25 protein-coding genes are annotated in these 20,294 nt (G+C 67.5%); 10 read left to right on the top strand and 15 right to left on the bottom strand.

Annotation, left to right across the window (positions count from 1 at the left end; genetic code table 11):
- Positions 1-4 precede the first annotated feature (4 nt).
- Together ACNJ7E_RS35295 and ACNJ7E_RS35290 are read right to left on the bottom strand one after the other, a co-directional pair.
- Positions 5-418 (bottom strand): VOC family protein, encoded by a 414-nt coding sequence (locus ACNJ7E_RS35295; protein WP_280781646.1) that lies wholly within the window; start codon positions 416-418, stop codon positions 5-7.
- Positions 419-472: 54 nt separating this feature from the next.
- Positions 473-1,459, bottom strand: a complete 987-nt coding sequence (locus tag ACNJ7E_RS35290) for a GlxA family transcriptional regulator (RefSeq protein ID WP_280781645.1) — start codon at positions 1,457-1,459, stop codon at positions 473-475.
- A gap of 99 nt (positions 1,460-1,558) precedes the next feature.
- Here ACNJ7E_RS35290 and ACNJ7E_RS35285 point away from each other — a divergent pair, with 99 nt between their 5' ends.
- Together ACNJ7E_RS35285 and ACNJ7E_RS35280 are read left to right on the top strand one after the other, a co-directional pair.
- On the top strand, positions 1,559-2,389 hold the full coding sequence (locus ACNJ7E_RS35285) for an NAD(P)H-dependent oxidoreductase (RefSeq protein ID WP_418342069.1): 831 nt from the start codon (positions 1,559-1,561) through the stop codon (positions 2,387-2,389).
- 8 nt (positions 2,390-2,397) lie between these two features.
- On the top strand, positions 2,398-3,228 hold the full coding sequence (locus ACNJ7E_RS35280; RefSeq protein ID WP_280781643.1) for an SDR family oxidoreductase: 831 nt from the start codon (positions 2,398-2,400) through the stop codon (positions 3,226-3,228).
- Here the strand turns inward: ACNJ7E_RS35280 and ACNJ7E_RS35275 are convergent.
- Positions 3,200-3,997 carry a ParA family protein gene (locus ACNJ7E_RS35275; RefSeq protein ID WP_418342068.1) on the bottom strand — a complete coding sequence of 266 codons (798 nt, stop codon included), beginning with the start codon at positions 3,995-3,997 and terminating at the stop codon, positions 3,200-3,202. The genes ACNJ7E_RS35280 and ACNJ7E_RS35275 overlap by 29 nt on opposite strands.
- A 69-nt stretch (positions 3,998-4,066) precedes the next feature.
- Between ACNJ7E_RS35275 and ACNJ7E_RS35270 the strand changes: the two genes are divergently transcribed.
- Positions 4,067-4,681, top strand: coding sequence for an acid phosphatase (locus ACNJ7E_RS35270; RefSeq protein WP_280781642.1), 615 nt, complete (start codon positions 4,067-4,069; stop codon positions 4,679-4,681).
- Positions 4,678-5,157 carry a GNAT family N-acetyltransferase gene (locus ACNJ7E_RS35265; RefSeq protein ID WP_280781641.1) on the top strand — a complete coding sequence of 160 codons (480 nt, stop codon included), beginning with the start codon at positions 4,678-4,680 and terminating at the stop codon, positions 5,155-5,157. The genes ACNJ7E_RS35270 and ACNJ7E_RS35265 overlap by 4 nt, the downstream gene beginning before the upstream one ends.
- Here ACNJ7E_RS35265 and ACNJ7E_RS35260 read toward each other — a convergent pair.
- Positions 5,154-5,591, bottom strand: coding sequence for a hypothetical protein (locus ACNJ7E_RS35260; RefSeq protein ID WP_005240102.1), 438 nt, complete (start codon positions 5,589-5,591; stop codon positions 5,154-5,156). The genes ACNJ7E_RS35265 and ACNJ7E_RS35260 overlap by 4 nt on opposite strands.
- A gap of 76 nt (positions 5,592-5,667) precedes the next feature.
- Between ACNJ7E_RS35260 and ACNJ7E_RS35255 the strand changes: the two genes are divergently transcribed.
- Positions 5,668-6,624, top strand: coding sequence for a diacylglycerol/lipid kinase family protein (locus ACNJ7E_RS35255; protein WP_105413159.1), 957 nt, complete (start codon positions 5,668-5,670; stop codon positions 6,622-6,624).
- Positions 6,625-6,863: 239 nt separating this feature from the next.
- A complete protein-coding gene (locus ACNJ7E_RS35250; protein ID WP_005240099.1) occupies positions 6,864-7,118 on the top strand; it encodes a WhiB family transcriptional regulator in 255 nt (84 codons plus the stop codon).
- Positions 7,119-7,178: 60 nt separating this feature from the next.
- Here ACNJ7E_RS35250 and ACNJ7E_RS35245 read toward each other — a convergent pair whose 3' ends face one another.
- Positions 7,179-8,681 (bottom strand): sensor histidine kinase, encoded by a 1,503-nt coding sequence (locus ACNJ7E_RS35245; RefSeq protein ID WP_280781639.1) that lies wholly within the window; start codon positions 8,679-8,681, stop codon positions 7,179-7,181.
- A gap of 17 nt (positions 8,682-8,698) precedes the next feature.
- Positions 8,699-8,914, bottom strand: coding sequence for a biotin/lipoyl-binding carrier protein (locus ACNJ7E_RS35240; protein ID WP_005240095.1), 216 nt, complete (start codon positions 8,912-8,914; stop codon positions 8,699-8,701).
- 94 nt (positions 8,915-9,008) lie between these two features.
- On the opposite strand from ACNJ7E_RS35240, the gene ACNJ7E_RS35235 reads away from it, so the two are divergent.
- On the top strand, positions 9,009-9,083 hold the full coding sequence (locus tag ACNJ7E_RS35235; RefSeq protein WP_022597109.1) for a 50S ribosomal protein bL37: 75 nt from the start codon (positions 9,009-9,011) through the stop codon (positions 9,081-9,083).
- Positions 9,084-9,153: 70 nt separating this feature from the next.
- Here ACNJ7E_RS35235 and rsrA read toward each other — a convergent pair whose 3' ends face one another.
- Positions 9,154-9,435, bottom strand: a complete 282-nt coding sequence (gene rsrA / locus ACNJ7E_RS35230) for a mycothiol system anti-sigma-R factor (protein ID WP_005240092.1) — start codon at positions 9,433-9,435, stop codon at positions 9,154-9,156.
- A complete protein-coding gene (locus ACNJ7E_RS35225) occupies positions 9,432-10,169 on the bottom strand; it encodes a sigma-70 family RNA polymerase sigma factor (protein ID WP_280781772.1) in 738 nt (245 codons plus the stop codon). Before ACNJ7E_RS35225 ends, rsrA begins: the two co-directional genes overlap by 4 nt.
- Positions 10,170-10,267: 98 nt before the next feature.
- Between ACNJ7E_RS35225 and ybaK the strand changes: the two genes are divergently transcribed.
- Positions 10,268-10,762: a Cys-tRNA(Pro) deacylase gene (gene ybaK / locus ACNJ7E_RS35220; RefSeq protein ID WP_280781638.1), complete on the top strand. Its 495-nt coding sequence runs from the start codon at positions 10,268-10,270 to the stop codon at positions 10,760-10,762.
- Here the strand turns inward: ybaK and ACNJ7E_RS35215 are convergent.
- Positions 10,749-11,507, bottom strand: coding sequence for an SOS response-associated peptidase (locus tag ACNJ7E_RS35215; RefSeq protein ID WP_418342067.1), 759 nt, complete (start codon positions 11,505-11,507; stop codon positions 10,749-10,751). The genes ybaK and ACNJ7E_RS35215 overlap by 14 nt on opposite strands.
- A gap of 78 nt (positions 11,508-11,585) precedes the next feature.
- On the opposite strand from ACNJ7E_RS35215, the gene aroA reads away from it, so the two are divergent.
- Together aroA and rsgA are read left to right on the top strand one after the other, a co-directional pair.
- Positions 11,586-12,902 (top strand): 3-phosphoshikimate 1-carboxyvinyltransferase, encoded by a 1,317-nt coding sequence (aroA, locus tag ACNJ7E_RS35210; protein WP_280781636.1) that lies wholly within the window; start codon positions 11,586-11,588, stop codon positions 12,900-12,902.
- Positions 12,848-13,888, top strand: a complete 1,041-nt coding sequence (gene rsgA, locus ACNJ7E_RS35205) for a ribosome small subunit-dependent GTPase A (protein WP_280781635.1) — start codon at positions 12,848-12,850, stop codon at positions 13,886-13,888. The genes aroA and rsgA overlap by 55 nt, the downstream gene beginning before the upstream one ends.
- A gap of 42 nt (positions 13,889-13,930) precedes the next feature.
- Here rsgA and ACNJ7E_RS35200 read toward each other — a convergent pair whose 3' ends face one another.
- The 6 genes from ACNJ7E_RS35200 to ACNJ7E_RS35175 form a co-directional block, all read right to left on the bottom strand.
- Positions 13,931-15,169 carry a fatty acid desaturase family protein gene (locus ACNJ7E_RS35200; protein ID WP_105413163.1) on the bottom strand — a complete coding sequence of 413 codons (1,239 nt, stop codon included), beginning with the start codon at positions 15,167-15,169 and terminating at the stop codon, positions 13,931-13,933.
- Positions 15,170-15,280: 111 nt separating this feature from the next.
- Positions 15,281-16,537: a fatty acid desaturase family protein gene (locus tag ACNJ7E_RS35195; protein ID WP_283335218.1), complete on the bottom strand. Its 1,257-nt coding sequence runs from the start codon at positions 16,535-16,537 to the stop codon at positions 15,281-15,283.
- Positions 16,538-16,599: 62 nt separating this feature from the next.
- Complete coding sequence (locus ACNJ7E_RS35190) at positions 16,600-17,715, bottom strand: ferredoxin reductase (RefSeq protein ID WP_105413165.1); 1,116 nt, start codon at positions 17,713-17,715, stop codon at positions 16,600-16,602.
- Between the two features lie 91 nt (positions 17,716-17,806).
- Complete coding sequence (locus ACNJ7E_RS35185; RefSeq protein WP_009479537.1) at positions 17,807-18,319, bottom strand: DUF6912 family protein; 513 nt, start codon at positions 18,317-18,319, stop codon at positions 17,807-17,809.
- Between the two features lie 30 nt (positions 18,320-18,349).
- The gene (locus tag ACNJ7E_RS35180) at positions 18,350-19,774 is read right to left on the bottom strand and encodes a WS/DGAT/MGAT family O-acyltransferase (RefSeq protein ID WP_280781633.1); all 1,425 of its coding nucleotides are present in this window, start codon (positions 19,772-19,774) and stop codon (positions 18,350-18,352) included.
- Positions 19,768-20,205 (bottom strand): HAD-IA family hydrolase, encoded by a 438-nt coding sequence (locus tag ACNJ7E_RS35175; protein ID WP_011598265.1) that lies wholly within the window; start codon positions 20,203-20,205, stop codon positions 19,768-19,770. The genes ACNJ7E_RS35180 and ACNJ7E_RS35175 overlap by 7 nt, the downstream gene beginning before the upstream one ends.
- Between the last annotated feature and the right edge of the window lie 89 nt (positions 20,206-20,294).

The following is a 20,294-nucleotide window of genomic DNA, read 5'->3' as shown; positions in this document are numbered from 1 at the left end:
CCCGTCACGCCGGTTCGGCGAACACCACGAGATAGCCGTCGAGGTCGCGGATCCAGATCTCGCGATGTCCCGCATTGGGATTGACGTGCACGTCCGTGACCACGTCGGCACCCGCCTCCCGCACCCTCGCAACGGTGCCGTCGAAGTCGGGGGTCTCGAACCAGATCGCCACCCCGTTTCCCCGCGGGAGCGAAGGATCGCCGAGGGGGCCGTGGTGGTGGCCCTCGTCGAGCCGGTGCAGTTGCAGGATCATGTGCCCGTCGACGAGGAGTTGCTCGTAGTCCCGTCCACCGTGGCCGCTGCGCGCGTCCAGGACCTTCCGGTACCACTCGCCTGCGCGTTCGACGTCGTCGACGGCGAGAAGCGGCTGAGCCCGCATCGTCAGGGTGTTGTTTCGAGGCGTGTCCGAGACTGTCATGGCCTCGACGTTAGCGCCGCGCACTCCCCCGCACTTGGACGAATGAGCATGCCGTCAACGGAAAGTGGCGCGGTACGCGGACGGTGAGACGCCGACCGTGCGCGAGAGGTGTTGTCGCAGCGACGTCGCGGTGCCGAATCCCGCGGCCGCCGCCACGTCGTCCACCGGCAGGTCGGTGTTCTCGAGCAGTTCGCGGGCGCGGATGATCCGCTGTTCGAGAACCCACTGCGTCGGCGACATCCCCGTCTCGGCCCGGAATCGCCGGGTGAACGTGCGCACGCTCATCGACTCCCACGCGGCCAGCTCCCGCAGCGACAGCGGTTGATCGAGATGCGACAGCGCCCGCGCCCGCGCTCGCGCCGTGGACGCACCGTCGGCGTCCGGGACGGGCTCGGTGATGAACTGCGCCTGACCACCGCTGCGATGAGGCGGCACGACCGTTCCCCGCGCCACCTCGTTGGCCACCGACGCACCGTGGTCGAGACGAATCATGTACAGGCACAGATCGATTCCGGACGCGACGCCGGCGGCGGTGAGCACGCCGCCGTCGTGCGTGTAGAGCACGCCGGGGTCCAGGTGCACGTCCGGGTAACGCCGCCGGAACGCGTCCGCCGACTTCCAGTGCGTCGTGGCACGCCGGTTCTCGAGAAGCCCTGCCGCGGCGAGGACGAACGAGCCCGTGCAGATCGATGCCACCCGCGTGCCCGGGCGAATGTGCGCGAGGGCGTCCGCGAGGTGGCGGGGCAGGCGCCCGTCCTCCGGCGGGTCGTAGTCCTGATCGGACGCCGGGATCACGACGGTGTCGGCCGTGCCGAGAAGTGCCGGGCCGTGCTCGACGGTGATCGTCACGTCGGTGTCGGTACGGACGGCGCCGGGTGTGAGGGTGCACGTGAGGACCTCGTACAGCGGTTCGCCCTCCCGCGATCGCGCCTCACCGAACAATCGGTGGACGATTCCGAACTCGATCGGGAGCAGACCGTCGCGCACGAACACGACCACGCGATGGCGACGCACGGTCCGCTTACCTCTCGAATCGGACATGGCCCGATTATTTCACATATCGTCCCACCGGCCACTGTCGCGGCCACCGCCGCGCGTCCATGATCGGAGAGGTCAGGACGACCGAGCGGAAGGCGAACCATGAAGATCCTGTGGGTATCGGCACATCCCGAACCGAAGTCCCTGAACGCGGCACTCCGCAGCGACGCCCTCTCGGCACTGCGCGGCGCCGACCACGACATCCGGACCTCGGACCTGTACGCGATGCGATGGAACCCGGTGGTGACGGCAGACGATTTCGGACACGACCCCCACCACCGCCTCCTCGTCGGCGCGCGGTCGGGTCAGGCCCTGACCGAGGGCACCCTGGCCCCCGACATCCGCGCCGAGCAGCGCAAACTCGCGTGGGCCGACGCGGTGATCGTGCAGTTCCCGCTGTGGTGGTACGGCATGCCCGCGATCCTCAAGGGCTGGTTCGACCGGGTCTTCGTCGAGGGGTACGGCTACGGACTGCGCCGCGAGGACGGCTCCACCCGGCGGTACGGCGACGGAACCCTGGCCGGCAAGCGGGCGATGACGGTCGTCAGTTTCGGCGGCAGCGCCGACAGCGCGGGCGCACGTGGGATCAACGGCCAGATGGACGAACTCCTGTTCCCGATCCACCACGGAATCTTCTGGTACACGGGGATGTCCGTACTGCCCCCGGTCCTGATCGACAGCGCGGACCGGTTGCCCGCCGAGCACTACCCGGGTGTCGCGGCCCGGTTGATCGATCGCCTGTCCGGCCTGTTCACCGACGCGCCGTTGCCTTTCCGCTCCCAGAACGGCGGCGACTACGACGCCCGGTTCGTGCTGCACGAGGACCGGGCGCCCGGCGTCACGGGACTGCGCGCCCACTACGCCGACGCGGAGTCCGGAACGCGTGAATCGGAGTCCGAAGTCCGCACCACCGCGATCTGTAACGTGTTCTAATTCACGGCATGGCAACCTACGTGATCACCGGCGCCGCCTCGGGCATCGGGGCGGCGAGCCGCCGCACGCTCGAGTCCGGCGGTCATACCGTCATCGGAGTCGACCTCGCACACACCGACGTGACCGCCGACCTGTCGACCCCCGGCGGACGAACCGCGGCGGCCGACGCCGTGTCCGAGGCAAGCGGCGGAGTCGTGGACGGTCTCGTCTGTTGCGCAGGACTCGGCTCGCTGTCGCACGTCCCGGGCGGCAGGCTCGTCGCGGTCAACTACTTCGGGGCCGTGGAACTCGTGACGGCCCTGAAGCCCGCCCTCGAGCGCGCGGACGGCGCCTCGGTGGTGGTGATCTCGTCGAGCAGCACCACCACACAGCCGGGGATTCCCGAGAATCTGGTGACCGCGTGCCTCGACGGCGACGAGGCGGAGGCGGTGCGCATCGGCGACCAGGTGACCGCCATCCCGGCATACCCCGCGTCCAAGCTCGCATTGGCCTGGTGGATTCGGCGCGAAGCGGTACGGCCCGAGTGGATCGGCAACGGCATACGACTCAACGCGATCGCGCCGGGCATGATCGACACACCGATGACCAGCGGGGACGACCTCGACCCCGAACTGGCGAAGGCGCTGGACTTCTATCCGGTGCCGCTGGGCAGGCGCGGACGCCCGGACGAGATCGCCGCGCTCGTCGAGTTCCTGCTCGGACCGGGGTCGACACTGTTCTGCGGCAGCATCGTCTTCGCCGACGGGGGCACGGACGCCCAGTTACGCCAACAGGATTGGCCTGCCGCGTGGAATCCGACGCCGGAAGAACTTACTCGGCACTTCCAGGCGAAAACGTAGCCAGCTCGGATCCCGCCCAGTGCTTGGCGAGGTTCTCGGCCAGGTCCCGGTACGCCTGGGCACCCTTGTTCTTGCGCCCCGCCAGCACCGTGGCACCCGACGCCGTCGCCTCCGCGAATCGCACCGTCCGCGGGATCGGCGGCGCGAGGACCGGCAGGTTGTAGCGATCGGACACGTCGGAGAGCACGTCCCGGCTGTGCGTCGTGCGGGCGTCGTACAGCGTCGGCAGCGCTCCGAGCAGCACCAGGTCGGGGTTGGTGATCTGCTGCACCTCGGTGACCGTCCGCAGCAACTGCCCCACACCGCGGTGGGCGAGCGTCTCGCACTGCAACGGCACCAGTACCGACTGCGCCGCCGTGAGCCCGTTGAGCGTGAGCACACCGAGCGACGGCGGGCAGTCGAGGATGATCGTGTCGTAGTCGTCCAGCAACGGCGCCAGAGCGCGCTTGAGGGCGAACTCACGACCGGGACGCATGAGCAGCAACGCTTCCGCGCCCGCGAGGTCGATCGTCGCGGGCAGAAGGGCGACACCGTCCTCGGTGTCGATCACGGCCTCCTCCGCCGCCAGATCACCCGTCAGCACCTCGTGGACGGAGGCGTCCAGGCGGTCCGGGTTGTGCCCGAGGGAGAACGTCAGACATCCCTGCGGGTCGAGATCCACCACCAGGACCTTCTGGCCCAGCCCGACGAGGGCTGCGCCGAGAGAAGCGACCGTGGTGGTCTTCGCGACCCCACCCTTCTGATTTGCCACTGCTAGAACCGTTGTCACGGCTCGATCCTTACCTACTTCGTCCCCGGAGGCGAGCCATACACGCAGATTGACTGACATGATGGATGGATGCCACCCAGTGATTCGCCGCGCGGCCGTCGGATCGTCCTCCTCCGACACGGCGAAACGGAATGGGCCCGTTGGGGTAAACACACCGGTCGGACCGACGTCCACCTCACCGAACTGGGTGAAGCCCAGGCGCGGCGGGTGGGTCCGGCGATGGACGCCCTCGAACTGCGCGACCCCCTCGTCATCGTCAGCCCGCGGCAACGCGCCCGGGAGACGGCGGAGCTGGCGGGATTGAAGATCCAGCGCACCTGGGACGCGCTCGCCGAATGGGATTACGGGATCTACGAGGGCATGACGACCCCCGAGATCAGGCAGCAGGTGCCGGACTGGACCGTGTGGACGCACCCGTGCCCTCGCGGCGAACAGGCCGAGCAGGTGCACACCCGGTGCGACCTCGTACTGTCTGTCGCTCATTCGCAACTCGTCGACCGTGACGTGATCCTCGTCGGGCACGGTCACTTCTCGCGCGGGCTCATCGCCCGCTGGGCGGAGCTTCCCATCAGTGAGGGACGACGGTTCGCGATGTCGCCGGGCGCGTACTCCGTCCTCGGCTTCGAGCACGGGGCGCAACAGGTGGTCAGCCACAACGTGACAGGCGAGGAAGGTGCCCGATGATCAGACGCGCAGTACCCGAGGACGTCTCCGCGATCACCGCCATGATCTACGAACTCGCCGAACACCAGCGGGCCCGTGACGAGTGCACCGTCACCGCCGACCAGATCGACGACGCCCTGTTCGGTCCGCAGCCGTCGACCTTCGCCCACGTCGCGACGAACGACGACGACCGGGTCGTCGGGATCGCGGTGTGGTTCCGGAACTTCTCCACCTGGGACGGAACGCACGGCATCTACCTCGAGGACCTGTTCGTCAGCCCGTCGGAGCGCGGTTCCGGGCACGGCAAGGCCCTGCTCGCCACACTCGCGAAGGAGTGCGTCGACAACGGCTACACGCGACTGTCGTGGTCGGTGGTCAACTGGAACAAGCCGTCGATCGCGTTCTACGAGTCGCTGGACGCGCACCCGCAGGACGAATGGACCACGTACCGGCTCACCGGGGATCCGCTCGGCCGCCTCGCGTCCGAGGTGAGCTAGCGGTCCGATGGGTTGTCGGCGTCGGCCTCCTGGCCGTACTCGGCAGCCATCCACTTCGACGTGGGACTGCTGAACAGGCACCCGAGGGCCGCCACGACGACGACGCCGAGCAGCACACCGAAGAACGGCTGGTGCGAATCGGTGAGCAGCGACCACGCCACCGGGAGCAGGAGAAGTTGGGCGACGATCGCGATCGCCCGCCCCCAGCGCCGGCCGAAGATCAGCGCGAGCCCGGCGGCGAGCACGGCGCCCCCGAGAATCGCAAACCAGGCCGCGGTGCCGTATCCGCTGCTGACGCTCTGGTCGTGCCCGAGCAGTCCCCGGATGACCAGCACCACGGCGACACCGACCGCCACCGCGCCCTCGAGCGACACCAGGGCGCCCGCCGCGCGGACCGTGGTGGGCGTGGACTTGCTGAGAGACGGCTTCGGCACGTCGGCCAGCCTAGAACACCCCGTCGCCGGCAGCCTCGGACGGTGACACGTCCCGCCCCCGCTAGGCTTGGGCCCCGTGCGCGCGCTGCTGATCGTCAACCCCAATGCCACATCGACGACTCCGGCCGGGCGTGATCTCCTCGCCCACGCGCTGTCGAGCCGGGTGCGGTTGACGGTCGCGCACACGACACACCGCGGTCACGCCGCCGAACTTGCGCAGCAGGCCTGTGTGGACGGGATGGGCCTGATCATCGTCCACGGCGGAGACGGCACCGTGAACGAGGTGGTCAACGGACTGCTCGGCACCCCGGTACCGAAGTCGATGAGCGCGGTGACGGTGGGGCCGATTCCCCCGATCGCCGTCGTCCCCGGTGGGTCGGCGAACGTGTTCGCCCGCTCGCTCGGCATCGCGCCCGACCCGGTGGACGCCACCAACCAGCTCATCGATCTCCTCGCCCGCAGGCAGCGGCGCCGGATCGGGCTCGCGCACTGCGACAACCGCTGGTTCACGTTCAACGCCGGTCTCGGCTGGGACGCCCAGGTGTGTGAGGCGGTCGACATGCACCGCAAGAACGGGCGGCCGGCCACACCGGCGCAGTATGTCCGCGCGGCGGTGCGGGTGTTCTTCCGGTCGAAATACGCCGAGCCGACGCTCACCGTCGAGGTTCCCGATCACGATCCGGTCGAGGGCGTTCACTACGCATTCGTGTCGAACGCGAGTCCCTGGACGTATCTGAACAAGCGGGAAGTGCACACGAATCCCGACACCACCTACGACACCGGCCTCGGCGTCTTCGCGATGCGGTCCACCGCGATCCTCACCACGCTGCGGGTGGCCCGCCAGCTGCTGACCCCCGGAACCCGTCCGAAGGCGAAGAAGCTGGTCCGGGTCGACGACGTGCCGTCCGTGCGGATCTCCGCGTCGGAACCCATCGGACTGCAGATGGACGGCGACTACATCGGACTGCGCAAAGTCGTCGAGTTCGTGTCGGTGCCCGAGGCGCTGGATGTGGTCGCGCCGGCGCGACCCTGAGCAATTCTCGAGAATCGCCGTTTTCACCTAGCGGGAAGTGCCTGCACCGGGTACAAAGGACGGCGCACCTCGAAGGGCAGCCTAAGTACGTGAGCTCCCCCACGGTGCGGCGGTTTTCTATTGACATCCCGCCAGTTCGTGAAAGCATTCACAAGCAACAGTGCGGAAACATTCTCTACGCACACATGAACTCATGAAGACGAAACGGTGCATTTAGCACCCAGTTAAGGAGCAGAAGGATGGACTGGCGCCACAAGGCAATCTGTCGCGACGAAGACCCCGAGTTGTTCTTCCCTGTGGGCAACAGCGGTCCGGCTCTCGCGCAGATTGCTGATGCCAAGGTTGTCTGCAACCGCTGCCCGGTGACCGCCGAATGCCTCTCGTGGGCACTCGAGTCGGGCCAGGACGCCGGTGTGTGGGGCGGCATGAGCGAAGACGAGCGACGCGCACTCAAGCGCCGCAACGCTCGGACGCGTGCCCGCACCACCGTCTGATACTTCAGAAGAAGACGGGCCCGGCACCACATGGTGCCGGGCCTTTTGCTTGCCCCCCGATCAGTACCGCGGCCCACGACGGCCCAGCGGTACGCGTAACACGGCATCCGTTCCACCCTCCGGCCCGGGATGCAGCCCGAGGGAGCCGTTCAGCTCGGCGGCCACCAGAGTCCGGACGATCTGCAGACCGAGACGGTCGGACCGCTCGAGGCTGAAACCGGGCGGCAATCCCCTGCCGTCGTCGTGGATCACGACGTCCAGCCACCGCGCAGAACGCTCGGCCCTCATGGTGACCGTGCCCGGAGCGCCGGGTTCGAAGGCGTGCTCGATCGCGTTCTGCACGAGTTCGGTCAGCACCATCACCAGCGGCGTGGCCCGCTCCGCGGAGAACACCCCGAAGCTGCCCTCCCGGCGGACCTTGATCGGCGTACTCACCGTCGCCACGTCGGACAGGATCGGCACCAGACGGTCGACGACCTCGTCGAGGTTCACTTCCTCGTCCACCGACATCGACAACGTGTCGTGCACGAGGGCTATCGACGTGACACGGCGCACCGATTCGCTCAGCGCCTGCCGGGCTTCCTCGTTGTTGGTGCGGCGGGCCTGCAGTCGCAGGAGCGCCGCCACGGTCTGCAGATTGTTCTTCACCCGGTGATGGATCTCGCGGATCGTCGCGTCCTTGCTGAGCAGCGCGCGATCCCGCCTCTTCACCTCGGTGACGTCCCGCACGACGACGGCGGCGCCGACGCGCTTCCCGCCGGGTTTGAGGACCAGCGCCCGGAGCAGGACGGTCGCTCCCCTGGCCTCGATCTCCATGCGGCGGCCCGGCTTGTCGGCGATGGTGTCGCGGATGTATCCGGCGACCTCCTGCGACTCGAACGGATCCGTCACGAGCGACCGCGTGGTGGCGGCCAGGTTCTGGCCGATCAGGTCCGAGCTGAGACCCATCCGGTGATAGGCCGACAGCGCATTGGGACTCGCGTAGACCACGCTGCCGTCGGTGTCGAGGCGGATGAAGCCGTCGCCGGCGCGGGGACTCGAGTTGGTGTCCGACCGGGCCTCCCGGATCGGGAAGGTTCCGTCGCTGATCATCTGGCACAGATCATCGGCGCAGTCGAGATACGCGACCTCGAGCGGGCTCTGCGCCCGCTGGTGCGACAGGTTGGTGTCCCGGCTCAGGACCGCGATCACTTCGCCGTTCCACCGCACCGGGACCGCTTCCCCGCGCGGCGGCAGACCGGCGTGCCCGCCGCCGTCCTCGGGGCGCACGACGCGGCCCTCGAGCAGCGCCTGCAGCACCTGCGGGTGTTCCGACTCCGACACGACCGTCCCGACGACATCCTCCGGGAAGGCGGTCGACGCGGTGGTGGGCCTGCAGTGCGCGACGCAGATCACGGTGCCGGTCGAGTTGGTGGCCGCGGAATCCGTTCCGACCCAGAGCAGAACGTCCGCGAAGGAGAGGTCGGCGAGCAACTGCCACTCACCGACGACTCGCTGGAGGTGATCGACGGCCTCGCCGGGCAGGTCGGTGTGTTCGGCGAGCAGGTCACTCAGTGTGGACATCGTCGGTGGGTGTCAGCTCAGGAGATCACTGCGATCAGGTCGCCCTGCTGGATCACGTCGCCGACCTTGACGTCCACGGAGGTGACCGTGCCGGGCTCTTCGGCGATGACGGGGATCTCCATCTTCATCGACTCGAGGATGACGAGGGTGTCGCCCTCCTTCACCTCGTCACCCGCGCTCACCACAACCTGATACACCGTCGAAACCATTTCGGCGCGCACGTCTTCTGCCATTGTGATCCTTCACTCCCGGGTGTCGAGAAAGCCCTGTTGCAAGGACACCCAACCACACGTGGAAGACTGTGGTGAAAAGAAGGGAGATCTACTCATGGGTAAGCGTGGTCGTAAGAAGCGCAGTCGCAAGGGCAACGCCGCAAACCACGGCAAGCGTCCCAACGCCTGACGCGCCGTAGAACGCACCAGGGGCCGGAAAGCAGCGATGCTTTCCGGCCCCTGATTGCTGTTCTGACGAGTTATGCGTCGGGTTCGGTATTCGTAATGAGGATCGTCCGCCGCAACTCGATGGAGAGCCTCTGACGGAGGCTTTCCGGTGCGTGCTCCCCGCCGCACTTGCGGTTCACGAGGGACTTCACCTTCTCCTCGATGCCGTACGCCTCGAGGCACGACCCACACTCGTCGAGGTGCCTCTGCAGCCGCGCCCGCGACGCCTCATCGCATTCACGGTCCAGCATCAGCCAGACGTCCGCGATGACGGCGGAGCAGTCGAGCTGCTCGAATTCGTCCTGCTCGCTCACCGAGAAACCTCCTGCTCCGCGCTCACTGCACTGTCGCCGGGCACGTCGTCGGTGCCCCCACGGTTGAATCCACGTTCGCGTGCGACGTCGGCGAGCAGACCTCGGAGCTGCTTGCGCCCACGGTGCAGTCGCGACATCACGGTCCCGATCGGGGTGCCCATGATCTCGGCGATCTCCTTGTAGGGGAACCCCTCGACGTCGGCGTAGTAGACGGCCATCCGGAACTCCTCCGGCAGGGCCTGGAGGGCTTCCTTGATGTCGTCGTCGGGCAACGCGTCCAGAGCCTCGACCTCGGCGGACCGCAGACCGGTCGACGAATGTTCCGCCGTCGCCGCCAGCTGCCAGTCGGTGATCTCGTCGGTGGGGTACTGCGCGGGCTGGCGCTGCTTCTTGCGGTACGAGTTGATGTACGTGTTCGTGAGAATCCGGTACAGCCACGCCTTGAGGTTGGTGCCCTCGCGGAACGAACGGAACGCCGTGTAGGCCTTCACGTACGTCTCCTGCACGAGGTCCTCGGCGTCCGCCGGGTTTCTGGTCATCCTCAGAGCAGCGCCGTACAGCTGATCCAGAAGTGGGAGCGCGTCCCTTTCGAAACGCGCGATCAACTCGTCCTGTGGCTCGGCCTGGTCTGCCGTCGGACGGTCATGTTCCTGCACGCTGATCCCTTCGGTCGCCGTGGGCGTCAACGTTACCGCCAACTGCAGACGCGACGTGGGCTCCATCACCGAGGACATCACGATACGGACCACTCCCTTCGATGCACTGTTGTTCTGCAGGTACCAACACGCCTCCCGTCCGGTGTGTTCCCGACCGCGTGGCAGAGTGTCTGTCCATGGCCGGAACTGCCACTCCCGCGACGAAGCTGCTCGTGAAACACCGCGTCGACCACGCCGTGCACAGCTACGCGCACGATGCGCGGGCGGAGTCGTACGGTTCGGAGGCCGTCGACGCTCTGGGCGACACGGTCGGCGTCACCGCCCATCAGGTGTTCAAGACGCTGGTGATCAAACTCGACACCGGCAAGCTGGCTGTGGCGGTCGTGCCGGTGCCGGAGAAATTGTCGCTGAAGGCGGCGGCCGCGGCGCTGGGCGCGGGCAAGGCCGTGATGGCGGACCGTACCGAGGCGGAGCGCTCCACCGGGTACGTCTTCGGGGGCATCTCACCGCTCGGACAGCGCAAGGCACTCCCGACGGTCGTCGACGCGTCGGCGCTCGACTGGGACCGGGTGCTGTGCAGCGCCGGCAGGCGCGGACTCGAGATCGAACTCGCCCCCGCCGACCTGGTGCGGCTCAGCGGAGCCGTCACCGCTGCGGTCACAGCAGGCTGATCTGCTCCCCCACCTGCGCCTCGTCACGACCGGTTGCATCGGGGTCGAGGAGTTCCGGTCCGTTGTTCTTCACGCTGTTGACCAGCGTGGACACCCGCCGGACGGTGATGTCGGCGATGGCGTCGGGTAACACGTCGAGCAGATCCGTCGACGCGGGATGCTCGGGATCGAGCCACGCGGACCAGCGCTCGCGGGGCATCACCAGCGGCATCCGGTCGTGCACGTTCTCGAGCTGGGCGGCTGAGTCGACCGTGATGATGCTGCAGCTCAGGACCGGGGGCGACTCCGCGACCGCGGGATCGTGCCAGACCGACCACAGTCCGGCCATGTACAGGCGGGAGCCGTCCTCCGGCGACATGTAGTACGGGATCTTCTTGGCCTTACCCGACTTCTTCCCGGCGGCCGCCGCATCGACCTCGGTCTGCCACTCGTACCAGCCGTCCATCGGAACGAGGCAGCGCTTGTATGTGAACGCGTTCCGGAAGGCCGGTTTGTTGTCGACCGAATCCGCTCGCGCGTTGAACAGCACCGGCCCCTTGCCGAGCTCCTTCGTCCACGACGGCACGAGCCCCCACCGCATCCGCCGGATCCGCCGGGCGTCGTGGCGATCGACCACTGTCAGGACCTGCGTGGTGGGCGCCACGTTGAAGTCGGGCGGACTCTCCTCCTCGCCCGCCTCGTTGATCGCATCGAGGTCGGCCGCGAGTGTCGCCGGATTCGCAGTGGTCGCATACCTGCCGCACATGCCCACCAGAGTGGCACGAACCACCGACACCCGCGACACGCCGCCCAGCCCGCCCGGCGACCCGCCCGATAGGCGAAGATGGAGACCGTGAGCCTGAGCCTGTGGAACGCCCCCCGTGCCGAAGCGCCCGTCGTCGCGACGGTCGCCCTTCCCGGATCGAAGTCGATCACCAATCGCGCGCTGATCCTCGCCGCACTCGCGGACGGTCCGTCCACCCTCACCGGGGCACTGCGCAGCCGGGACACCGACCTCATGATCGATGCCCTCCGCACGCTCGGCATCAGCATCGAGACGGTCGATGCCGACACGACGCTGCGGGTCACGCCCGCACAGCTCCAGGGTGGTGCGGTCGACTGCGGCCTGGCCGGGACCGTCATGCGGTTCCTCCCTCCGGTCGCGGCGCTCGCGAGCGGAACGGTTCACTTCGACGGGGACGAGCAGGCGCGGACCCGGCCCCTCGACACGATCCTCGGCGCGCTGCGCGGTCTCGGCGCGGACATCGACGGCGACTCCCTCCCGTTCACGGTCCGCGGTGCGGGTTCGCTGCGCGGTGGACGGGTCACCATCGACGCGTCCGGCTCGTCACAGTTCGTCTCCGGGCTGCTGCTGTCGGCGGCCGCGTTCGACGAGGGCGTCACCGTGCATCACGACGGCAAGACGGTCCCGTCCATGCCGCACATCGACATGACGGTCGAGATGCTGCGCGAGTCGGGCGTCGAGGTCACGACCCCGGCGACGGGCGGGGAGGCCGACACGTGGCGGGTGAGCCCCGGCGTCGTCCGGGCCGTCGACCGGGCGATCGAACCCGACCTGTCCAATGCCACCGCCTTCCTGGCCGCCGCCGCCGTCACCGGCGGCGAGGTGACCGTTCCCCTGTGGCCGAGCAGGACGACGCAACCCGGAGACGCGATCCGCGAGATCCTCCTGGCGATGGGCGCGGACGTCCGGCTGGACGGCGCGAATCTCACCGTCCGCGGTCCGCAGCAGCTGACCGGCATCGACATCGACCTACACGACGTGGGCGAACTCACCCCGACCGTCGCGGCGCTCGCCGCACTCGCGGACGGGCCGTCGCACCTGCGGGGCATCGCGCACCTGCGCGGCCACGAGACCGACCGGCTGGCCGCACTCGCACACGAGATCAACTCGCTGGGCGGAAACGTCACCGAGACCGAGGACGGCCTCACGATCGTCCCGGCAGCCCTGCACGGTGGAACGTGGCGCTCCTACGCCGACCATCGGATGGCGACCGCGGGCGCCATCGTCGGACTGCGGGTCGACGGCATCCAGGTCGAGGACGTCGGCACCACCGCCAAGACCCTGCCCGGCTTCGAGAACCTGTGGGCCACAATGCTGTCCGCAGCCGCGGGCACCGAGCGGAAGGCGAGCTTCTGAGTCGCAGGCAGTACGACGAGTCCGACGTCCGGGTGCGCCCGGGCCGAGGAACGCGCCCGCGCACGAAGACCCGGCCGGAACACCTCGCCGCGGAGTCGGCGATGGTCGTCTCGGTCGACCGCGGCCGGTGGGGTTGCGTGCTGGGCGGCGACCCCGAGCGTCCCCTCGTCACCATGCGCGCCCGGGAACTGGGTCGCACGCCCATCGTAGTGGGCGACGAGGTGAGCGTCGTCGGTGACCTGTCCGGCAAGCCCGACACCCTGGCGCGGATCGTGCGGGTCGCCGAACGCTCCACGGTGCTGCGACGCACCGCCGACGACACCGATCCGTACGAGCGGATCGTCGTGGCCAACGCCCAGCAGCTGCTGATCGTCGTGGCGCTCGCGGACCCGCCGCCACGGACGGGATTCGTCGAACGTGCGCTCGTCGCCGCGTACGCGGGCGGGTTGAGTCCCATCGTGTGCCTGACGAAGAGCGATCTCGAGCCCCCCGAGGAGTTCGCGAGCGCGTTCGCCGACCTCGACGTTCCCGTCGTGGTGGCCGGTCGCGACGATCCGGTCGACGAGGTGCTGTCGATGCTGTCGGGCCGGCTCACCGCGCTGATCGGCCATTCGGGGGTCGGGAAGTCGACTCTCGTCAACCGCCTAGTGCCCGACGCCGATCGGGCCGTGGGCGTGGTCTCGGGCGTCGGCAAGGGCAGGCACACGTCCACGCAATCGGTCGCACTGCCGCTTCCGACGGGCGGCTGGGCGATCGACACTCCCGGCATCCGGTCGTTCGGACTGGCCCACATCTCCCCGGAGAACGTGGTGGCCGCGTTTTCCGATCTGGCCGCGGCCATCGAGGACTGCCCGAGAGGGTGTACCCACCTCGGCCCGCCCGCGGACCCGGAATGCGCGCTCGACCAGCTGGAGGGCAAGGCCGCCAAACGCGTCGACGCGGTCCGTCACCTCCTCACGGCCATCGCGTCCAACGAAGCCTGGTGAGGGACGAACCGCGTCTGTAGCGGAACTTTCCAGCGGAACTTTCTAGCGGGACAGCAGCGCGCGGAGACCGCGGCGCTTGCGGGTGCGCTTGATCGCGGTACTCAGCCCCTGACGGCGGCCGGTCACGGGATCGATTGTCGCCGTGGTGTTTCCACCGAACTTGCGCTCCGATGCCGTCTCCGGTGCGTCGTCCGCGGTCGCCTTGAGATACTTGTTCGGCAGCGACAGCTTGGCGATGGTGCGCCACGACTTCCCGTACTGCACGAGGAAGGGCCCGGTCGTGTACGGCAGGTCGTACTTGTCGCACAGTTCCCGCACCCGCACAGCGATCTCCGCGTAGCGGTTGCTCGGCAGGTCGGGGAACAGGTGGTGCTCGATCTGGTAGCTGAGGTTGCCGGACATGAAGTCCATCAGCTTGCCGCCCTCGATGTTCGCGCTACCGAGCATCTGCCGCAGGTACCACTGGGGCTGCGTTTCCTTGTCGATGTCCGCCTTGGTGAACTTCTCGGCGCCGTCCGGGAAGTGCCCGCAGAAGATGATCGCGTTGGTCCACACGTTGCGGATCATGTTCGCGGCGATGTTGGCGGTGAGCGTGCTCTTCCACGCGGGACCCGTGACCGCGGGGTGGATGACGTAGTCCTTGAGGATCTGCTTGCCGACCTTCTCGCCGACCTCGCGGAGCTTGCGCTGGGTCTCCTCGCTCGGCACGCGCCCCTTGGCGACCTTGCCGAGTTCGAGATGCTGCGCCGCGATTCCGTACTCGAAGAACAGCGCGAGCAGCGTGTTGTACAGGAGATTGCCGGTGTTGAACGGCTTCCACCGCTGGTCGCGCGTGACGCGCAGCAGTCCGTATCCCACGTCGTCGTCCATGCCGAGGACGTTGGTGTACTTGTGGTGAATGTAGTTGTGCGTCTGCTTCCAGTGAGCGGACGGACCCGTCACGTCCCACTCCCACGAGGTGGAGTGGATCTCGGGATCGTTCATCCAGTCCCACTGGCCGTGCATCACGTTGTGGCCGAGTTCCATGTTCTCGATGATCTTCGACAGCGAAAGCATGGCCGTGCCCGCCAGCCAAGCGGGACGCCGCTTGCTCGCGAAGAGAACGGCTCGGCCACCGATTTCGAGGGAACGCTGCAGTCTGATCGTGTTTCGCACGTACCGCGCGTCACGCTCCCCGCGGGACTCTTCGATATCGCGCCGGATCGCATCGAGCTCGCGTCCGAGCGACTCGATGTCGGCTTCGGTGAGATGTGCGTATTCCTTGACGTCTGCAATCGCCATGGGGGACCTCCTCCTGGCTGGGTCGACAGTTCACACCCGTGGGCGCTGACTCGACCTACCGTACCGTAAGTTACGACACCGTAGGTTACCTGAGTGTAGGTGTGAGTGAAATCACCGTCGGCGTCGCGGAATCCTGGCCTCCGCGCGGGCGCGCAACGCCGACAGCAGACCCCGCCGCTGCCCCGTGACGGGATCCGTACGCAACGTCTCGACCATGGCGGCACCCGCATCACGGGCGTCACGGAACTTGCGTTCGGAGGACGTCTCCGGGGCGTCGTCCGCCGTCGCCCGCAGGAACCGGTCGGGCAGCGCGAGTTTGTGGATCGTGCGCAGAGCCAGCAGGTACTGCTTGGCGAGCGAACCCGTGGTGTACGGCAGGTCGTACTTCTCGCACAGCGCCCGGACCTTCACCGCGATCTCCGGGTACCGGTTGCTCGGCAGGTCCGGGAACAGGTGATGCTCGATCTGGTAGCTGAGGTTCCCGCTCATGAAACCCATGACCTTGCCGGAATCGAAATTCGCGCTGCCGAGCATCTGCCGGAGATACCACTCGTGCCGGGTCTCGTTCTCGTATTCGTCCACCGTGAACTTCTCGGCACCGTCCGGGAAGTGCCCGCAGAAGATCACCACATAGGCCCACAGATTCCGCACGAGATTGGCGGTGGCATTGGCCGTGAGCGTCGACTTCCACGCCGGCCCCGCGAGCACCGGGAACAGGAGGAAGTCCTTGCCGACCTGGCGGAAGATCTTGCGACCGAAATCCTTGTTGGCCTGGGAATTGAGCTGCCCCTTCTCCGCACCCTCGAGCTCGGCGGCGAACGTGAGGTCGTGGAGCGCAATCCCCCACTCGAACGTGGCGGCCAGGATGATGTTGGCGAAGGGCTGCAGCAGATTGATCGGCCGCCACTCCTCGTCGCGGGTCATCCTGAGGATGCCGAACCCCACATCGGAATCCATTCCCACGATGTTGGTGAACGTGTGGTGGGAGTAGTTGTGCGCCCGCTTCCAATGCTCCGAGGGGCCCGTCTGATCCCACTCCCACGACATGGAGTGGATCTCCGGATCGTTCATCCAGTCCCACTGGCCGTGCATCACGTTGTGGCCGAGTTCCATGTTCTCGATGATCTTCGAGAGGGACAGCATCGCGGTGCCCGCGAGCCACGCCGGGCGGTAGCGGCTTCCGAACAACGCAAGCCGGCCACCGAGCTCCAACAGCCGTTGCGCCCTGATGGCCCGGCGGATGTAGCGGGCGTCGCGAACGCCCCGCGAATCCTCCACGTCGAGCCGGATCGCATCCAACTCACGCCCGAGCGATTCGATGTCCGCTTCGGTCAGATGCGCGAACTCTTTGATGTCGGTGATCGCCACCGTGCTCCTCCGTCTGGTGAGAGTCCGAGAATAGCGGAGTCAGGTGAACAACACGCTCACGCTTACGCGTCGAGCGTGCAGTCCCCTGCCGCCGCGGAGATACAGGTCTGGACTCGGTCACCTTCGGCGTGCTGCTTGCCCGACCTCAGGTCGATGGCATGCCCAGCGAGAATCGGCACGACACAGGTCTGGCAGATACCCATCCGGCAGCCGAACGGCATCAGTGCCCCGACCTTCTCACCGGCCTCGAGGAGAGTGGTCGCACCGTCGATCGACACGGTCTTGTCGGCCTTGGCGAACGTCACGGTCCCGCCCTCGCCGGACGTGTCCGCGCGGGAGACGGCGAACCGCTCGAGGTGCAACTTGTTCTCGATGCCCTCGTCGCGCCACAGCGTCTCGATCTCGTCGAGCATCGGCAGCGGGCCGCAGGCCCACGTCTGCCGTTCACGCCAGTCCGGGCACACCTCGTCGAGCGAGGACAACGCGAACTTGCCCTGACTGCGGGTGAGCTGGATCTTGCACCGGAAGTCGTCGTGCTCCTCGTGGAGCTGGGTGAGCTCGTCGGCGAACATCACGTCGGCGTCGGTGGGCGCCGAGTGGACGTGGAAGACGTCGGGAAGCTGACCGCGCCGGTTCATCGTGCGCAGCATCGCCATCACGGGCGTGATGCCACTGCCCGCGGTGAGGAACAGGATCCGCTCCGGCGGCGGGTCGGGCAGCGCGAAGTTGCCCGTGGGGGTCGCGAGCCGCACGATCGTCCCCGAGGGCACACCGTTGACGAGGTGACTCGACAGGAATCCCTCGGGCATCGCCTTGACGGCGATGGAGATGAGCTTGTCGTCCCAGTTCGGCGGCGAGGTGAGCGAGTACGAGCGCCAGTGCCAGCGTCCGTCGATGTGCAGACCGATACCGATGTACTGGCCGGGCTCGTAGTCGAAATCGAATCCCCAGCCCGGCTTGATGACGATCGTGGCCGAGTCCGCGGTCTCCGCGCGCACCTCCACGATCTGTCCACGCAGTTCGCGAGCCGACCACAGCGGGTTGGCCAGGTGCAGGTAGTCGTCGGGCAGCAACGGCGTCGTGAGCCGTGCCGCCGCGCCACGCAACCAATTGAGCTTGGACCGCTTGGCGGGCACGACCGCTGCTGCGGGCGCCTCGATCCAATCCTTCAGACCCATCCGACCTCCACCTTTTCCGTCATGACCTACGCTACCGTAGGTTATCAAGTTACGGTACCGTAGGTTACCCCAAGGTAAGAGGACGTACCGGTCAGAGTAGTTCGAGCAGGAACGGAAGCTCCTGAGTGGCGTACCACGCCAGCACATGATCCTCCGCGTCACCGAGAACGAACTCTGCGTCGGGGTCCCCGAGATCCGCCTCGTCGATCGCCGACACGGCCCGCTCGATGTCCGGCTCCGCCTCCGCCAGATCCACGTGCACGGACGCGACCGTGCCGATCGTCACCGGACCGGGCAACCGGACCACGGCGTCGTCGAGGTCCGGCCGCGGCGTCACGTCGTCCACGTCCGCGGCGACCACGGCGCGACGGAACCGAACCCCGTCGCTCCCGCTCTCCCCCACCCGGCCCGCGATCAGTCGCAGCGAGGCCCGGGCGGCCTCGGCCATCGCGACCTCGGCCAGTTCTTCGTCATCGCCCGACGAGTACGCCTCGCGGAGGGTGGGGGTGACGGCGAAGGCGGTACGGCTCATCGGATCGAACTCCCGGTCGGCGACGAGCCGCTGGAGAATCTCGATCGTCGCGGGAACGTACACCCTCGTCATGCGGCACCCGTCTTTCGCACCGCGGACTTCTCACCGGCTGGCATCCAACAACTCCTCGAGAGATTCGTACAGCAGCGCCGCCACCACGTCCACGTCGGCCATGGCGTCACGGTCTGCATTCAAACCGTAGTAGACGTTGCCGTCGTAGGACGTCAGGCCGATGCTCAAAGTCTGGTTTTTCAGCAGCGGCGACACCGGATACATCTCGAGCATCCGCGCTCCCCCGACGTACAGCGGCAGCTGCGGTCCCGGCGCGTTGGTGATCATCAGATTGAACATTCGCTGCGAGAAACTGCTCGCGACACGGGCACTCATCGCGTGCAGCGTGGCCGGCGCGAATCCCGACAAACGCACCAGGGTCTCCGCGGTGACCCGCTGACTCTGCTTGGCGTGCGCCTCCATCGCATGCGCCACGTGCGACAGCCGCACCACGGCATTCGGTTCCCCGACCGGCAGGTCGATGAGGAACGACGACACCATGCTCCGCGGATCCGCCCACTCGTCGCGGCGTGACGCCTCGTCGTCGGCCTCGGGATCCGTCGCGTACACGGACATCGGGACCATGGCCCGGACCGTGGTCGACTCGGCCACCGGCTCGCCGCGGGAGAGCAGCCAGTATCGCATCGCACCCGACACGACCGCGAGGATGACGTCGTTGACCTCACACCCGTACTGCGCGCGGATCTTCCGGTAGTCACCCAGTTCGGTCTTGACCACCGCGAAGCGCCGATTGCGGGAAATGGTCGCGTTCAGCGGACTCGCCGGCGCCACCTGCGTGGCGGTGCGCACGACGGCGGCCACCTTGCCGACGGCGCGCACTGTCTCGCCGAGCGCAGACGCCATGTCACCCAACGTCATCCGCAGCGCCGCCAGCCCTTCGCCCGGCCGCGCCACCATCTCCGCCAGCGCCCCGGCGATGAGGGTGGACTCACTGGGGGCGGGGCTCGGCATCCACAGTTCCTCGGCCATGGGCCGCCGGGTCTTCGCCGGGTCCAGGATCACCTGGCCGATCTCGAGCGCCGTCTCGCCGTCGACCAGCGAGGAATGGGACTTCGTGAAGATGGCGAAGCGATTGTTCGACAACCCCTCCACCAGGTACATCTCCCACAGCGGTCGCGTGTTGTCGAGCGGCCGCGACGTGAGCCGCGCGACCAGATCGTGCAACTGAGCATCCGATCCCGGCTTCGGCAGCGCCGACCGCCGGACGTGGTACTCGATGTCGAAGTCCTGGTCGTCCACCCACACCGGCCGCGACAGTCCCAGCGCCACCTCCCGCACCTTCTGCCGGTAGCGGGGCACCAGGCTCAGCCGTTCCTCGACGAGGCTCAGTAATTCCTCGTAGGACAACCCGTTTCGCGGCTTGCGGAAGATCGCGAGCGACCCCACGTGCATCGGCGTGCTGCTCGCCTCGAGAAAGTAGAACGACGCGTCCTGCGTAGTCAGTCTCGTCACCATGTCGGCGCCTGTCCCCCTTGCATCCCGTCTCGATCGACCTCGAGAAGTATCGCTATCTCGTCCGCGGTGGCGCCGCCATCGACGTGGTGGACACCCACCATCCCGACGGCCACCGCACCCCGGACATTGACCGACAGGTCGTCGACGAAGATACAGTCCCCCGGGGCCAGACCGAGCGCGTCGGCCGTCAGCCGGTAGATCCGCGGATCAGGTTTGGCCACACCGACATCCCCGGACAGTACGACCTGATCGACCAGCCGGCCGTCACCGAGTTCCCGCAGCCACTGCGCGCCGGGACCACCGGGATCGTTGCTGAGGATCGCGGTACGCACCCCACGAGTCCGGGCACCGGCAAGGACGGACGACAGGCCGTCCATGTCCGAACCGGGACCCGCGAGAACTCCTCCGAAGTCCAATATCAATCCCCGCACGTCCCCACCCTAGGGTCCGCTCACCGGTTCGGCGACACGACGACGGGATCCGTGCGAGTATGACCGCTACGACGGCCGTCTCATGCCGA

Source organism: Rhodococcus mengyinensis, from assembly GCF_048381435.1.
Taxonomy (GTDB): Bacteria; Actinomycetota; Actinomycetes; order Mycobacteriales; family Mycobacteriaceae; genus Rhodococcus_F; species Rhodococcus_F opacus_D.
Note: the sequence above shows the minus strand (reverse complement) of the source record. Positions and strands in the feature narration are given on the sequence as shown.